The sequence below is a fragment of the Methylophilus sp. 42 genome (genome assembly GCF_000384155.1).
Lineage (GTDB): Bacteria > Pseudomonadota > Gammaproteobacteria > Burkholderiales > Methylophilaceae > Methylophilus.
In genome coordinates this window covers 2,648,955-2,664,911 of sequence record NZ_KB913031.1, presented here as the reverse complement: position 1 = coordinate 2,664,911, position 15,957 = coordinate 2,648,955, and the positions used below count along the sequence as shown (strand labels likewise).

The following is a 15,957-nucleotide window of genomic DNA, read 5'->3' as shown; positions in this document are numbered from 1 at the left end:
TAAACAGTTTTCGGCTTGGTTAAATTCCAAAATTAGTTCTTGGATTGATCAACCAGTTTGTTTTTAGCGATCCAAGGCATCATGGCGCGCAGTTTGTTACCGACTTGCTCGATTGGGTGAGCAGCGTTCAAACGACGGCGTGCAGTCATTTCTGGATAGTTAGTGCGGCCTTCCAGGATGAACTGTTTAGCGTAGTTGCCGTTCTGGATGTTAGCCAGGCACTGACGCATTGCATCTTTAGACTGGCTGTTGATCACTTGTGGGCCAGTCACGTACTCACCATACTCCGCGTTGTTGGAGATGGAGTAGTTCATGTTGGCGATGCCGCCTTCGTACATCAGGTCAACAATCAGTTTCAACTCGTGCAAGCACTCGAAGTAGGCCATTTCTGGCGCATAACCAGCTTCAACCAATGTTTCGAAACCGGCTTTAACCAGTTCAACCGCGCCACCACACAGTACCGCTTGTTCGCCGAACAAGTCAGTTTCTGTTTCTTCACGGAAGTCAGTCTCGATCACGCCACCTTTGGTGCCGCCGTTAGCTGCAGCGTATGACAAAGCGATGTCTTTGGCTTTGCCAGAAGTGTTTTGGTAAACCGCGATCAGTGAAGGAACGCCGCCGCCTTTGAGGTATTCGGAGCGTACAGTGTGGCCTGGGCCTTTAGGGGCGATCATGATCACGTCCAGATCGGCGCGTGGCACGATTTGGTTGTAGTGAATGTTAAAGCCGTGGGCGAATGCCAATGCTGCGCCTTTTTTCAGGTTAGGTGCGATTTCGGCGTGGAAAATTTCTGCCATGGTTTCGTCTGGCAGCAATACCATCACAACATCAGCTTCTTTCACTGCTGCAGCGATTTCGAGTGTTGTGTGGCCAGCGCCTTCAGCTTTAGCCCATGAGCCGCCGCCTTTACGCAAACCGATGGTGACGTTGACGCCGCTGTCGCGCAGGTTAGCTGCGTGCGCGTGGCCTTGGGAGCCGTAGCCCACGATAGTCACTTTTTTGCCTTTAATGATGCTTAAGTCGGCGTCTTTGTCGTAATAAACGTTCATGTCTGCTTTTGCCTTTCAATACAAATGCTTAGGTAATAGTGTAGAAATACTGTCGATTAAACTTTAAGGATGCGGTCGCCGCGACCAATGCCGGACGCGCCCGTACGCACGGTTTCCAGAATCGCACTGCGGTCGATGGCTTCAATAAACGCATCCAGTTTGCTGCAAGAGCCGGTAAGCTCAATGGTGTAACTATTGTCGGCCACATCGATAATACGGCCGCGGAAAATGTCGCACATGCGCTTCATTTCGTCTTTATGGACGCCGGTGGCTTTGACCTTGACCAGCATCAGTTCGCGCTCAATGTGCTTGCCATCGTTGAGGTCCAGCACTTTGACCACGTCAATCAACTTGTTGAGTTGCTTGATAATTTGTTCAATCACATCATCAGAGCCTGTCGTCACAATGGTCATGCGTGACAGGGTGGGGTCTTCAGTGACCGCCACAGTGAGTGATTCAATGTTGTAACCGCGTGCGGAAAACAGGCCTGCCACGCGTGACAGGGCGCCTGCTTCGTTTTCCATCAGCAGTGAAATGATATGACGCATTATTCTTCCCCTTTCAGGCGGCTGGCCGTGCGTGGGCTTAACACCATTTCAGATAAGCCCTTGCCGTTTTCAACCATAGGGAAGACGTTTTCGGTTTGGTCGGTTAAAAAGTTCATAAATACAAACTTATCTTTTTTATCAAACGCTTCTTTGAGCGCACCTTCTACGTCGGCCGGATTGGTGATCTGCATGCCAACGTGGCCATAAGATTCAGCCAGTTTGACGAAGTCCGGCAGACTGTCCATATAAGACTCGGAGTAGCGGTTCTCGTAGAAGAACTCTTGCCACTGACGCACCATGCCAAGGTAGCGGTTGTTGAGCAGAATCACCTTGATCGGCAGGCCGTATTGGGCACAGGTCGACAGTTCCTGGATGTTCATCTGGATACTGCCTTCACCGGTGATACAGGCCACTTGCGCGTTTTTATCGGCAAACTGACAGCCCATGGCGTATGGCAAGCCCACGCCCATGGTGCCAAGACCGCCGGAGTTGATCCAGCGGCGTGGTTTGTCAAATTTATAGTATTGCGCTGCCCACATCTGGTGCTGGCCGACGTCAGAAGTCACATAGGCTTCGCCTTTGGTCACTTCCCATAGTTTCTGCACCACGTATTGTGGTTTGATCACGGTATCTGAATAGGCGTAATCCAGCGATTGCACGCCGCGCCATTCGTTAATCTGTGTCCACCAGTCAGCGGTATCCGTGGTCTGGTTTTCTTCCTGGGCCAGAATTTCATTCATGTCGGACAGGACAGACTGCACATCACCGACGATAGGCACGTCAACCTTCACGCGCTTGGAAATGCTGGATGGGTCAACGTCAATATGAATGATGGTGCGCTTCTGGCTGGAGAAGTGTTTCGGGTTGCCGATGACGCGGTCATCAAAGCGCGCGCCAACAGCCAGCAACACATCACAGTGCTGCATGGACATATTGGCTTCATAGGTGCCGTGCATGCCCAGCATGCCAACAAACTGCCTGTCTGTCGCCGGATAGCCGCCTAAACCCATCAAGGTGTTGGTGACTGGGAAGTTGAGCGCTCTGGCCAGCTTGACCAGCTCAGCTGCGCCGTTACCCAATACCAGGCCGCCGCCGGTGTAAATCATCGGCCGTTTGGCAGCCAGCAGTAATTTGACCGCTTTTTTGATCTGACCGCTGTGACCTTTTAAAATCGGGTTGTAGGAACGCATTTCTACCGTTTTGGGGTAGATAAAGTCAGCCACGTGCGCAGTGATATCTTTAGGAATATCCACCACTACCGGGCCTGGGCGGCCGGTTTTGGCAATATAAAACGCTTTTTTAATCGTTGGCGCGATATCTTTTACGTGCTTCACCAGAAAGTTGTGTTTTACACAGGGGCGCGTTGCACCCACCATGTCGACTTCCTGAAAAGCATCCATGCCGATAGCGGGCACGGGTACCTGGCCGCTGATGACGACCAGTGGGATTGAATCCATATAGGCCGTGGCAATGCCGGTGACCGCATTGGTCGCCCCCGGGCCGCTGGTGACCAGCGCGACGCCGACGTCGCCGGTTGCACGTGAATAGGCATCTGCCGCATGGACGGCCGCCTGTTCGTGGCGCACCAGAATGTGTTTGAAACCATTCTGTTTATAGAGTGCGTCGTAAATGTGCAAGACCGCGCCACCTGGATAGCCAAATACGAATTTGACTTTCTCTTCATTCAGGCAGGAGACAACGATGTCCGCACCTGTCATGGATTTGGCGTGGGTGTCTGTCGCGGAGTGGGCTGAAGCGTCCATAAAACCTTGATTTTTCGGCTAATAAATGTTGAACCCTATACATTAGCTTGCTTTACTAATTTGGTCAAGATTGTCGATCAATCGAGGAGGGTGATATCGCCGGAATGTTGGGTGTATGCCTAATTGCCGGATTGGCTGTGCTGTGGATTGCAAACAATAGTTGACATCATAAATGAGAAACATTATCATTTGCATAAACGATTAAATGAAAGTCATTGCAATGCAAGTGAATTACGCAGCGCCAGCCAGTCATTTGTTTGATCCGGATTTGCCAACGGCCAGTGCGGTGTTGGTCTCGCTGAGTTGTGTCGCCACACGTTATGCCGTGAATCCTTCTGAGGATCTGGCGTTGCTGGGTTGCAGTTTAGCGCAGACGCTGACAGCACCTGAGTATGCGGAAAGTGGTTTGATTCAATCTGCGGCCAAGCAATTGCTGCAGGATTGGCAAGCGTTGCTGCAGGCGCATCAGGAGTTTGCGCTGCAGCAGGCGGTGACTGATTTTGTGGAGCAGTCGGCCACGCTGCAATAGCAGGCTGCTGACGGCAAATTTAAAGAATAGTAATAAAGATAAATCAAGAAAGGCTATAGATTCATGGCAAGAACCACAGGACCCAGACTGAAGATTATGCGCGCATTGGGCGTTGAGCTGCCCGGATTGTCACGTAAGTCAATTGAAAATCGTCCTAATCCACCAGGACAGCATGGCCAGCAGGCATCTCGCCGCCGTCGTTCTGACTTTGCAGTCAAGCTGGTGGAAAAGCAGAAGATTCGTTTTAACTATGGCGTGAGCGAAAAGCAAATGCGCCGTTTGATCCTCGAAGCCCGTAAAGGCAGCGAGCCAACGGGTGAAAAGTTGATGTCTTTGCTGGAACGTCGTTTGGATAACGTGGTGTTCAGGGCTGGTTTTGCGCCGACAGGGATTGCCGCACGCCAACTGGTGAACCATGGTCATGTATTGCTCAATGGTAAATCGGCCAACATTGCGTCTATTCGCTTGCAAGTGGGTGATGTGGTGGCTGTGAAAGAGAAAAGCCGCAAGATCCCGATGGTGGTCGATGCATTGGCAACCCCAAGCCTGACGATTCCTGAGTGGTTGTCAGTAGAAGCAGCATCTGCAACCGCAAAAATCGGGCATTTGCCATCTATTGAAGATGTGCCGTTCCCGGTGGATGTGCAGCAAGTGGTTGAGTATTACTCAAACCGCGTTTAATTTTTCGCTGGTCAGGCCCTGATCAGGTTTGGCCGGTAAAGCATTTGAGCAGTGCTCCTAACCCCAACATGTCATTGCTCAAATTCGGCGTGATGTTATGCGCCAACCTATCCCTGGTAAGGGTGTTCCTTGAAATCCTATGCCGCGATGCTTTTGCATATAAGTCGGCCTTTTTTTAGACTGGATGTTAATGCATGGCTAGCCGCTTGCAATCATCGCGCCACTTGCAATTACCCCTGGGTGAAGCGCAAAATGCGGCCAGTGTTTCTTTGCGTCGCATGCCGACTATTGAAGCAAATCAATTGTTGGGCGATGCTGGTGTGTTGGCGATTGTGCATGGTGGTGATACTTATCAGTTGACCCGTACCAAACAAAATAAATTACTGTTGACCAAGTGTCATGCGATAAAGACATCAGTATTGGTGCAACAAGATTAGTTGAGGTTTTCTGCGTGAAATGTGTATGTAATACTGGCAACCTAGCGTTGCCTTTTGTGGTTTTGCCGGAGGAGTGTGCGAATGGTGCAACGTGAGTCTTTGCAAGGGTTGTCATTAAAGCCCGCGCGTGCGTCAGCGCCCCAGCTACCTGAGCTGAGCCTGCATCGTCGTCAACTGGGTGAGTTAGCCGGGATTTTCCGCTGGTCTGTACTGGCCACCGAGGATTGGCTACAACGCGATAAGCGCCAGGACTGGCATGGCTTGGGTATGCTGCTGGTGGTTGCCTTGCATGCCGCAGTCATTGCCTCGCTGGTGTTATATCAGGAGCCAATTGTTATTGAGCCAAAGCCTGAGCCAATGACGGTTTCCCTGATCACGTTGCCGGCCAAGAAAGAAGAGGCGCCTGCGCCGGAAGTGGTGCCTATCATCAAGCAGCAACCGGTGGTGAAACCGGTCATCAAGCCTAAAGATACACCGGTGAAGCCGATTGAGCGCCCGGTGCCCGTGGTCGAACGTATTGTGGAAGCTGCGCCTGACCAGCCGCGTTTTGAGGCCAGCACGCAGGCATCCGCACCACCGTTAGAAGCGCCAGCGGCCGCCGCGCCAAGCAAGCCCGCGCCCGTTGCCTCTGCACCTCCCAAGCAGGAGGTGGTAGAAGAAAAAGAAGAGCCGCCGAAATTTGGTGTGGCCTACCTGAATAATCCGAGACCTGAATATCCTAGACTCTCCCACCGTGCTGGTGAAGAGGGTAAAGTGCTGATGAAGGTGCTGGTCTCTGTGGAAGGTCGCCCGGAGTCGGTAGACGTGATTAGTAGCAGTGGTTTCGAGCGCCTGGATAAGGCGGCAGTTGCCGCGGTCAAGCAATGGCGTTTTGAGCCAGCACGCAAGGGTGGCAAAGCATTGAGTGCTTATGTCAATGTACCATTGTCATTCTCGCTGACGCAGAATTAAGCAAGTTTCGAGAATAAGTTAAGTTTCAAGTGAAAGGGAATTTTTGATGCAATCAACAAGTGGTTTGGCTTTTATCACCGAAGGCGGTGTGGTGTCGGTTTTAGTGGCACTGATTTTACTGACGATGTCGGTGCTGAGCTGGTATTTTATTCTGGTTAAAACCTGGCAAGTATTCAAGCGCAAGCGCGATGTGTCTGCTTATGTGCGTCAATTCTGGCGTAAGGCAACCTTGCAAGAAGCCTTACAAGAGCCGCAGTTGCAATCGCCGGCGTTTCGCCTGGCAGTGACGGCAGCCGAATCTACCCAGCATCACCAGCAGTATGCCAGCCAGTCATTGGGTGCGGCTTGCAGCCAGGATGAGTTTATTGCGCGCCAATTGCGTCGCACTCTGTCGCAAGAACAAGCGGCATTAGAGAGTGGCCTGTCAGTGTTGGCTTCTGTTGGCAGCGTGGCACCGTTTGTCGGTTTGTTTGGTACGGTGTGGGGGATTTACCACGCTTTAACAGCGATCGGTCAATCTGGCGTTGCCACCATTGATAAAGTGGCTGGTCCGGTGGGTGAAGCGTTGATCATGACGGCGATTGGTCTGGCGGTGGCGATTCCTGCTGTGCTGGCTTATAACGCGTTTATCAAGGCTAATCGCGGCATCATGGCCGAGCTGGAGAGTTTTGCGCAAGACTTGCATACCTTGCTGACGACCGGCGCGCCATTAGTGATTAAAGCAGGCGGCAAACCAGCAAATGTGACTGAACTGCATGCCAAAGTGGCAAACAAAGGTGGCAATGTATGATGGGGCAAAATCCATTTAGCGCCGGTGAGCACACTCAACCCATGAGTGAAATCAACACCACGCCGTTGGTGGATGTGATGCTGGTGCTGTTGGTGATCTTTATTATTACTGCGCCATTGCTGACGCATGCGGTCAAGATTGATTTGCCGCAAGCGACCTCGCAACCGCTGGAAGAGAAACCGGAAGTGATTGACCTGGCAGTCGATGTGGATGGCAAAATTTTCTGGAATGACAGCGAAGTGTCAGTCGCTGACTTATCTGCACGTATGACAGATGAAGCGGCCAAGCAACAACAGCCGGAATTGCAGATTCGCGCTGATAAAAACACACGCTATCAAGTATTGGCTGAGGTGCTGGCAAAGGCGCAAACGGCTGGCATGAAAAAAGTGGGTTTTGTCAGCCAGCCGCAACCATAAGCCCGCAAACTGAGTATTTCTATGTCGACGCAGTCCTCTATCCGTACCTGGGCGTGGGTGCATAAATGGTCCAGCCTGGTCTGCACGGTCTTTATGTTATTGCTGTGCCTGACCGGCCTGCCATTGATCTTCCACCACGAGATTGGTGACTGGCTGGGCAATCATATCGAAACACCACAGATTGCGCATCAAGGGCCGCTGGCCAGTATGGATGCCTTGCTCGCATCGGCCAAAACCAAGCAGCCAGGCATGGTGCCTTTGTATATGTACCGTGAAGAGGATGAGCCGCTGCAATGGGTCATCAGCATGGCCAAAACTGCGACAGCCGAAAGTGGTTTCAAGCAGGTGGTGCTGGATGCACGTACCGCGCAAGTGCTTGGCGAGCCGCCAGTGGAAGAGGGCTTTATGTACGTCATGTTCAAGTTGCATGTCGACTTGTTCGCTGGCTTGCCTGGCATGCTGTTTTTAGGCTTGATGGGTTTTTTGCTATTGGTGGCGATTATCTCTGGCGTCGTGCTGTATGCGCCATTTATGCGCAAGCTGGCATTTGGTGAAATTCGCCGTCAGCGTGGCAAAAAGCTCAAGCGGCTGGATGTACATAATTTCCTCGGGATTGTCATTCTCAGTTGGGCCTTGGTGGTGGCTGCCACCGGAGTGATTAATGCCTGGTCAGACTTGCTAATTAAGTACTGGCAGTTTGACCAGATGTCACAAATGATTGCGCCTTATAAAAACTTGCCGCCACCTGATCGCTTTGCGTCATTGCAGGCGTCTGTACAAGTGGCACAACAAACTGAACCGGACATGCAATTGGGCTTTATTGCCTTCCCCGGTACCGCCTATGCCAGCCCGCATCATTACGGTATTTTCATGCGTGGCGATTCCCCTATCACCAAGCGTTTGTTTAAGCCTGTGCTGGTGGATGCGCGTACGGCAACCTTGACCGATAGTCGTGACTTGCCGTGGTACCTGGTGGCTTTGCTGGTGTCGCAGCCGCTGCATTTTGGCGATTACGGCGGCATGACCTTGAAATGGTTATGGGCCGTGCTGGATGTGATCACGATTATTGTGTTGTGGACCGGTTTGATGCTGTGGTGGAAAAAGCGGCATCAGTATGTGCCGGATATCCGTTCGAGAATTACGCTAAGTGAGGCCTATTAAACGCAGGACTACTGTGGGTTAGGCATTGCAAATGCGCTTAACCTACAAGTGAGGTGAATAATGGTGACACATCTATTTATGCCGAATAAACAACTTTCGCAAATCTTCTTCTGGCCGTTGCTGATCGCTGTGGTCTCAATGGCTGGCTTGATCTTCGCCCTGGTCGTCGATGATGCGCGCGAATACCTGGCTAATGCAGCTATCGCGATTCCTGTGCTGGTTGCGGTGTTTTTCTACTGGATATACCCGCTGTTTTCACGTCGCTAACCACCTCTTGGTGAGCGACCTATGCTCGCTTCCGGGTGGCCATTCTGCATTCGCTTTAATGATCAGGCGCCCGCCTGCTAGTGCTTCATATTTCACATCAGCTCGCTAGCGCTGATAGTGAGCATCTTTTCTTTTTTCCTTACCCTCGTTTTGCGCTGTATGCATGATTCATTAATTCTTTGTTGTAAATAAGAATGATTATCATATAGAATATCATTAATTGATATGTCACTCATTCATGGGTGAGATGGCGACCATAGCCCAAATCAGCGCATGTTGAAGAAGCGTATTTTCAGCAAGCATTGTGCAAGCAAAAATAAACAATGCCTTGTTTCATGAATCTAAGGAGAAGAAGTAGATGAGCGATACCGAAAAGTTGCAAGCCATAGGCGCGGAAGCCGCGGCATTTCAGGGCCAGTTTCAATCAATCCAGCTGGCCACTACCAACGCACAAGGCTTGCCAGAGGCCAGTTATGCTGCCTATGTTGCACATGAGCATAAATTCTATGTCTACGTGAGTGAATTGGCGACGCATTGTGCCAACCTGCGCGACACCGGCCGTTGCTCCATGATGTTTATTGAAGCAGAAAAAGAAGCGGCGCATTTGTTCGCCAGAAAACGTCTGGTATTTCAATGCGCTGCTCAAGAAGTGGCCAGGGATGATGCCAAATTCGACCTCGTCATGGGCTTGTTCTTTGACAAGTTTGGCAAGTTTATGGATGTGATCAGCAAACTGACGGACTTTCACCTGATTGAATTAACGCCTGCGCATGGCAGCTATGTGTCCGGGTTTGCCAAAGCCTATCATTTGAATGGTCAGGACTTGACGCAAGTCACGCACCGCAATGATCAGGGCCACGCGTCTCCAGACAAGGCCACACAGCAAAAGATGGATCAATTGGCCTGATCATGAATTTGCCGTTAACGAATGACCTTTTAGCTGCTATTCGTGAACAGTTTGCACTGGCACGGGAGGCTGGTCTCGCGCGTCATCGTGAGATTGCAGAAAACTTGCATATTTCTGAAGGGGAGCTGATTGCCGCACATATTGGTGCGGAAGCTACCACTTTGATGCGGGCAACACGATTACAACCGCGTTGGGCTGAGGTGCTGACGGCACTGGCATCTTTGGGTGAGGTGATGGCGCTCACACGGAATGCCTCCTGTGTGCATGAGAAAGAAGGCCGCTACGCTGCGGTGACTGGCGCCAGTGTGTGTGGCGTGCATATTGATTTGCATTGCCATTTTGCGCAGTGGCAGCATGGGTTTGCGGTAGAGGAGTCTGGTGAAAAAGGCGTGCAACGTAGCCTGCAGTTTTATGATGCGACAGGGACTGCGGTGCATAAAGTGTTTTTACGGCCGCATAGTGATTTGTCTGCTTATCTGGCGCTCGTTGATCACTATGCCGATGCGAATCAGCAGCCTGGAATCACTGTGCAGTCACTGCCAGTCGCAGGAGTGGAGGCAGATTTCCCTGCATTCCTGGCTGCCTGGGATGCGGTGAATGATGCCCGTGACCTGCATACGCTGCTGGCGCAAAGCCAGGGCAGCGCGCTGCCTTATTTGCAGCAAATGCGCGCTGAGTCGGTGCAAGCTGTGTCCGTCAATGCAGCCAGAACATTGCTGGAAAATGCAGCGACTGAAGCTGTTTCAGTATGCATCCTGGTGGGTAATGCGGGTGTCACGCAAGCGCATCAAGGTGCCGTAGATAAAGTTGTCGTCATGGGGCCATGGCTGAATGTACTGGATCCTGGCTTCAACTTGCATTTGCGCGAAGATCATATTGCGTCTGCATGGGTGGTGGTTCAGTCCAGTGTGCAAGGTATGTTCTCAGCGCTTACTTTATTGGATCAGTCTGGCGCCTTAATCGCATTGTTTGCTGCTGATCGTGTGGCTGGCAAGCCTGAGGCTGGCGCCTGGGTAGCACTGATCGATCGTTTACCAAAGGCTTAATCTGTATGTTGACTCTTGATGACTTAGAAAAAACTGTCAAACCTCTGCCTCGCCGTCACTTTTTAACTCAGCTGGGCGCGATGATGACAACGATTGCTTTGCCGCAGCTTGCATTAGCGAATGAGTCTGGCAAAAAAGTCGCCCGTCGCATTGTCAGTGTGGGTGGCGGGTTGACTGAAATCATTTATGCCTTGGGTGCCGAAAAAGAGCTGGTAGGGGTCGATACGACCTCGCTGTATCCGCAGGCGGCGACCAAGCTGCCTAGCGTAGGCTATGCCAGGGCATTATCCAGCGAAGGCATTTTGGCTTTGAGTCCGACGCTGGTATTGGCCAGTGAAGATGCCGGGCCACCAACTGTGTTAAGGCAGATTGGCACGGCAGGCGTACCGGTGACCGTGTTGTCTGCCAATGATAGATTCGAGGGCGTAGTTGAACGCATTCAGCGCGTCGGTGCATTGATTGACCGTAGTGCACAGGCCAGCCAGCTCGAAAATCAGTTAAAACAGGATTGGCAGCGCGCACGTGCACCTATCATCGCGCGCAAAACGCCAGCCCCCCGTGTGTTATTTATCTTATCGCATAGCCCTGGGCAGGTGATGGTCGGCGGTAAAGGCAGTAGTGCGGATGCCATGATTGCCTATGTCGGTGCGCGTAATGCCATCGAAGGCTTTGAGGGTTTTAAGCCATTAACACCAGAGGCGGTCATTGCCGCCCAGCCGGATATCATCTTGCTGACAGAGCAGGGTATGAGTGTGGTCGGCGGCGTGGATGGGGTCTTGAAGTTACCCGGTCTGGCTCAGACAACCGCTGGTCAAAAACGTCGCGTGGTCGCACTGGAAGCCATGTTTATGTTGGGCTTTGGCCCACGCTTGCCGCAAGCCGTTTCGGCATTGGATCAAGTGCTCACCAAAGCCATGCAAGGCTAGCTCTCCACAAGGAAGGTTGTGCCTGTAACAGGCATGACCAATCACTATGACACTTTCAATTTCACCGCCATCCCGTATGGTCAAATCACGTTTGTTTTTCTCTCAACAGCTCACACACCGGCCGGCATGGTTGCTCATGCTGGTATTGATATTGGGCGTATGGGCGGCTGCTACCATGGGCGCAGTCACCATCACCTGGAGTGATTGGTTGGCGATATTGCAAGGCGACGATGAGCCGCTGTCAGGCGGGGCTTATGTCTTGTGGCATTTACGGCTACCACGCATCTTGTTTGCCGTGATGATAGGCGCGGCCTTGGCATTATCTGGTGCGCTTACGCAAGGCTTGTTTCGTAATCCGCTGGCTGACCCGGGCTTGCTGGGCGTCACTAGCGGTGCCGCCTGTGCTGCCGCATTGACCATTGTGCTATTGGCTGGCAGTGGCATTGAAGTCCCGGTTGCCTTGCGTTACTGGTTGCTACCGGCAGCGGCTTTTGCTGGCGCAGTCGCAGTCTGTTTTATTTTAGATAGCGTGGCACGCTGGCTAACTGCAGATTCGATCGCCGGGTTGCTATTGACCGGCATCGCACTCAACGCCCTGGCGGCGGCAGTGATCGGCTTATGCACCTATCTGGCCACAGACGAGCAATTGCGCAGTTTGACTTTCTGGACACTGGGCTCACTGGCTGGTGCAAACTGGGCATTAACCACGGCATTGCTGGTTGCGCTTATATTGGCTTTCTGGGCATTGCGTCGCTTGACGCATACGATGAATGCATTGGCATTGGGGGAGGCCGCAGCCGCGCATGTGGGTGTTAATGTGCGCGCGTTGCGGGTGCGTGTCATCATGCTGGTGGCCGTCTTGTGCGGGTTCGCGGTGGCATGGTGCGGCATGATTGGCTTTATCGGTCTGGTCGCGCCGCACATTGTGCGTTTGCTGGTCGGACCAGACCAGCGCCGCCTGGCACCGCTGGCCATGTTGGTTGGCGCCATTTTGCTGCTGCTGGCGGATACTGCTGCCAGAACCGTGGCCATTCCGGCTGAAATCCCGGTCGGTATTTTTACCGCATTGCTAGGCGCGCCTTTTTTCCTCATCCTGTTAGCCAGAATGCGTAGAGGGAGTTAGGCATGTCACATTCGCACACGTCTGCAACCGAGTTGCTGTTGTTTAACCAGGTCACCGTCGCGCTTGGTAAACGTCAATTTGGCCCGTTCACCCTGTCTATTCAGCCGGGAGAGCAAGTTGCCATTTTAGGCCCCAGTGGCGCGGGTAAGTCTACCTTGCTCAAGCTGCTGGCACGCGAATTAACCCCTGCCAGCGGGCAGGCACAGTTTGAACAACGGTCCCTGCATGACTGGTCACTGGCAGAGCTCAGCCGTCGCCGGGCCATTTTGCCGCAGTCGCATGAGGTCGCCTTCGGTTTGCCGGTTGATTTAGTCATTGGCCTCGGTCGTGTGGCGCGCACTTATGACCCGCAGTTAAGCAGCATTGTGCAGCAGGCGGCCGAACAGGCCTGTGCGGCACATCTGCTTGGCCGCCGCTTTGATACCTTATCCGGCGGTGAAAAAGCGCGCGTGCAAATGGCCCGGGTATTTGCCCAGCTGTGGGACGTCGAGCAGGGCTTATTGCTGGTGGATGAGCCGTTAGCCGCGTTGGACCCGGGTTTGCAGTTCAGCTTGATGGAAGCGATTTATACCTTCGCTTCCAAACGAGGTCACGCCATTTTGGCCATCCTGCACGATATTAATCAGGCGCTGCAAGGCTTTGAACGCCTGATTTTTATCAAACATGGCGCCATGGTGGGCGACTATCAAACGCCACATGTCACTCTGCCATTGCTTGAGGCTTTGTATGAGGTCAGATTGGCCAGCGCCGTGACTGACACTGGTGAGGTGATTGTGGCACCTAGCTTGAAGCAGAAAATATCTGCGTAAAATTTGCACCAATATGTTTTATTCTGCTTTAAATATTGAATGATAATTGTTATCATTCAATATTTAAAGCAAGCCAACGAGTCATTACTCCTGTAGCCAGCAATTTATTGACAGGGGAGCCTCGTGCGCAATTCAAAATTACAATATTCATTCCGTCGTCGTAGCCTGGTAGCCGCGCTAATGCTGGCTATCCCTTATTTAGGATATGCTGAAGAGTCGGGACATAAGGAAGAGATAGAGTCTCTGCCAGAGGTGAAGGTCACCTCTCAGGTAGAAAAAGATCAACCCTCAGAAAAAACAAAATCTTATACGGTGAAGTCTACTTCAACCGCCACGCGTTTAAATACCAGAATCCGTGAGACCCCGCAGTCCATCTCGGTCGTGACACGTGAGCAATTGGATGATTTTCGTGTCTTGACCGTCAATGATGCATTGTCTTACGCAACCGGCATCAAAGTTGAGCAGTTTGAGACAGACCGTACCGAATATACCTCGCGTGGCTTTAATATCACCAACTTTCAGGTAGACGGCCTGAGCACGCCGATTAGTTTTAGCGGGACAAACTACGGCGATCTGGATATTGCCACGTATGACCGTATTGAAGTGCTGCGTGGCGCCAATGGATTGTTAACTGGTCCTGGCAATCCTTCTGCAACCATCAATTTTATTCGTAAACGTGCGACAAGAGATTTTCAGGCTAAAGCCAGCGCCTCCCTTGGTTCTTGGGATAACAGGCGCCTGGATGCCGATATCTCTGGCGCTGTGAATAGTGATGGCAGTGTACGTGCACGCTTGGTCGCAGCCCATCAGGAGAAGAACTCTTATCTTGACCGTTACAGTAGTACACGAGATGTGGTCTACGGCATTATTGAGGCAGACCTCACAGAGAACACCAGTTTCTCGATTGGCCATACCTATCAAAGAAACGACGCCAGCGGCAATATGTTTGGTGGTTTGAGTTTATTGTATTCTGATGGCAGCAAGCGTCCTTACAAAGTGTCTGATTCGACCGCGCCGAGCTGGAGTCAGCGGAATGTAGATACCAATATCAGTTTTGCTGAGTTAACGCATTACTTTAATAATGAATGGAAGATTAAAGGCCAGCTTACGCAAAAGGCCGTCACCTCTGCTGGGCCGCATGATTATGTTTCAGGTAGTGAAGACCGGACCACTGGCCTTGGCTTACAAACCAATCCATTCTTTTATACCTTCAAGACACAAGATTATGTGGCGGATATTTATGCCAGTGGGCCGTTTGAGTTGGCCGGCCGCAAGCATGAGTTGGTCGTCGGTACCACTTTAAGCCGCAGTAATATGAGGGAGTTTTCTCGCAGCGTGGCGGGCGTGTCACTCGACAGCTTTGATGCTGCCGGGGATGTTCCTTATCCTGCATTTGGGGCTGAAAGTAAAAGCTCTGATTATTCAATGAGAACGACCAATATTTATACTGCTGCCAAGTTGAACCCGGTGGAGGGTTTAAAAGTGACCGTGGGCGGCAATTTGTTAAGCTACAAATTGGACGGTAATGCTTATACTTTGCCTCAGGAGGCCAAGGAAGATAATAAGTTCACTCCTTATGTGGGTGCTATATACGATTTGACCAATGCGCATTCGTTATATGCCAGTTATGCGGGCATTTACAGGCCGCAAATCGAACGAGGCACCAACGGCAAGGTACTTGCGCCATTGCAAGGTAAAAACCATGAAGTGGGCGTTAAGAGTGAGTGGTTTAACAAAACGCTTAATAGTTCATTTGCGTTGTTTAAAACCGAACAGGAAAATCAACCGGTAGTCAGCCCACTGTCGACACCCACTAACACCGTGTACGAGGCCATAGAGGCGACGAGCAAAGGCTATGAGTTTGATGTCTCCGGTGAAGTGAATGACCATTTGAGCATGAGTGCAGGCTATACACGCTTGACGAGTATTAAAGGGCAGGGTGGGGCGAGTGCAAACACTTACACGCCCAAGCATATGGCGCATTTGAGCCTAGTGTATAAAGTGCCATTTGTGCAGAATTTAAAAGTCGGCGCAAGCGTCAATTGGCAGAGTGACATCTATGTGGATATTGGCACCGTGCGCTATGTGCAAGATAGTTATGCTGTTTTAAACCTGATGGCTAATTATAAAATCGACAATCACTGGGATGCTGCCGTCAATGTCTATAACGTGACAGATGAAAAGTATTTGTCGAGCTTTAGATATTCCGCGTATGGACAAGCTTTTTACGCAGCGCCAGTGAATGCCATGGCTACGCTTACCTGGAAATATTAACCAAACAAATCATATGGGTATTTGAGCGATTGGCTTGGGTTAAAAATGGCATGATCAACATTGGCTGTTAAGGTCCGCACCGGAAAGTGACGTTGTCGGGGCGACCTTGCAATATCCGCTTAATCCATCAGTTGTTTTTATGCAAAATAATTATCGAGATAGGTGTTTTTGTGTAAAATAGCTTGTGTTAATAAATGAGAATTATTATCATCAATTCATGTAAATAGCTGGCAGTCAAATAAGCTAAAAAAAGGCTACTGAATGTTCAGTGGCCTTTTTT

17 protein-coding genes are annotated in these 15,957 nt (G+C 51.3%); 14 read left to right on the top strand and 3 right to left on the bottom strand.

Annotated features, from left to right (window positions below; genetic code table 11):
• Positions 1-32 precede the first annotated feature (32 nt).
• From ilvC to ilvB, 3 genes are read right to left on the bottom strand one after another with little or no spacing between them, the layout of a single operon-like run.
• Positions 33-1,049 carry a ketol-acid reductoisomerase gene (gene ilvC / locus MET42_RS0112715; protein WP_019883440.1) on the bottom strand — a complete coding sequence of 339 codons (1,017 nt, stop codon included), beginning with the start codon at positions 1,047-1,049 and terminating at the stop codon, positions 33-35.
• Positions 1,050-1,105: 56 nt separating this feature from the next.
• Complete coding sequence (gene ilvN, locus MET42_RS0112710) at positions 1,106-1,597, bottom strand: acetolactate synthase small subunit (RefSeq protein ID WP_018987330.1); 492 nt, start codon at positions 1,595-1,597, stop codon at positions 1,106-1,108.
• Complete coding sequence (gene ilvB, locus MET42_RS0112705; RefSeq protein ID WP_019883439.1) at positions 1,597-3,360, bottom strand: biosynthetic-type acetolactate synthase large subunit; 1,764 nt, start codon at positions 3,358-3,360, stop codon at positions 1,597-1,599. The genes ilvN and ilvB overlap by 1 nt, the downstream gene beginning before the upstream one ends.
• A 205-nt stretch (positions 3,361-3,565) precedes the next feature.
• On the opposite strand from ilvB, the gene MET42_RS0112700 reads away from it, so the two are divergent.
• From MET42_RS0112700 to MET42_RS0112635, 14 genes are all read left to right on the top strand, one after another.
• Positions 3,566-3,889, top strand: a complete 324-nt coding sequence (locus tag MET42_RS0112700) for a hypothetical protein (protein ID WP_019883438.1) — start codon at positions 3,566-3,568, stop codon at positions 3,887-3,889.
• Between the two features lie 63 nt (positions 3,890-3,952).
• Positions 3,953-4,570, top strand: a complete 618-nt coding sequence (gene rpsD / locus MET42_RS0112695) for a 30S ribosomal protein S4 (RefSeq protein WP_019883437.1) — start codon at positions 3,953-3,955, stop codon at positions 4,568-4,570.
• A gap of 194 nt (positions 4,571-4,764) precedes the next feature.
• Positions 4,765-5,007 carry a hemin uptake protein HemP gene (gene hemP / locus MET42_RS0112690; RefSeq protein WP_019883436.1) on the top strand — a complete coding sequence of 81 codons (243 nt, stop codon included), beginning with the start codon at positions 4,765-4,767 and terminating at the stop codon, positions 5,005-5,007.
• An 81-nt stretch (positions 5,008-5,088) separates the two neighbouring features.
• Positions 5,089-5,958: an energy transducer TonB gene (locus MET42_RS0112685; protein WP_019883435.1), complete on the top strand. Its 870-nt coding sequence runs from the start codon at positions 5,089-5,091 to the stop codon at positions 5,956-5,958.
• Positions 5,959-6,004: 46 nt separating this feature from the next.
• Entirely contained in the window at positions 6,005-6,748 is a 744-nt protein-coding gene (locus MET42_RS0112680) for a MotA/TolQ/ExbB proton channel family protein (RefSeq protein ID WP_019883434.1), read from the top strand.
• The gene (locus tag MET42_RS0112675; RefSeq protein ID WP_019883433.1) at positions 6,748-7,164 is read left to right on the top strand and encodes a biopolymer transporter ExbD; all 417 of its coding nucleotides are present in this window, start codon (positions 6,748-6,750) and stop codon (positions 7,162-7,164) included. The genes MET42_RS0112680 and MET42_RS0112675 overlap by 1 nt, the downstream gene beginning before the upstream one ends.
• 21 nt (positions 7,165-7,185) lie before the next feature.
• A complete protein-coding gene (locus MET42_RS0112670) occupies positions 7,186-8,325 on the top strand; it encodes a PepSY domain-containing protein (protein ID WP_019883432.1) in 1,140 nt (379 codons plus the stop codon).
• Between the two features lie 60 nt (positions 8,326-8,385).
• Positions 8,386-8,592, top strand: a complete 207-nt coding sequence (locus tag MET42_RS0112665; RefSeq protein ID WP_019883428.1) for a hypothetical protein — start codon at positions 8,386-8,388, stop codon at positions 8,590-8,592.
• Between the two features lie 358 nt (positions 8,593-8,950).
• Positions 8,951-9,499, top strand: a complete 549-nt coding sequence (locus tag MET42_RS0112660) for a HugZ family protein (RefSeq protein ID WP_019883427.1) — start codon at positions 8,951-8,953, stop codon at positions 9,497-9,499.
• Between the two features lie 2 nt (positions 9,500-9,501).
• Positions 9,502-10,545 (top strand): hemin-degrading factor, encoded by a 1,044-nt coding sequence (locus MET42_RS0112655; RefSeq protein WP_019883425.1) that lies wholly within the window; start codon positions 9,502-9,504, stop codon positions 10,543-10,545.
• 80 nt (positions 10,546-10,625) lie between these two features.
• Positions 10,626-11,471, top strand: coding sequence for a hemin ABC transporter substrate-binding protein (locus MET42_RS0112650; protein WP_232411574.1), 846 nt, complete (start codon positions 10,626-10,628; stop codon positions 11,469-11,471).
• Between the two features lie 46 nt (positions 11,472-11,517).
• A complete protein-coding gene (locus MET42_RS0112645) occupies positions 11,518-12,594 on the top strand; it encodes an iron ABC transporter permease (protein WP_019883422.1) in 1,077 nt (358 codons plus the stop codon).
• Positions 12,595-12,596: 2 nt separating this feature from the next.
• Positions 12,597-13,403 carry an ATP-binding cassette domain-containing protein gene (locus tag MET42_RS0112640; protein WP_019883421.1) on the top strand — a complete coding sequence of 269 codons (807 nt, stop codon included), beginning with the start codon at positions 12,597-12,599 and terminating at the stop codon, positions 13,401-13,403.
• Positions 13,404-13,583: 180 nt separating this feature from the next.
• Positions 13,584-15,677, top strand: a complete 2,094-nt coding sequence (locus MET42_RS0112635; protein ID WP_019915187.1) for a TonB-dependent siderophore receptor — start codon at positions 13,584-13,586, stop codon at positions 15,675-15,677.
• Positions 15,678-15,957: the final 280 nt, after the last annotated feature.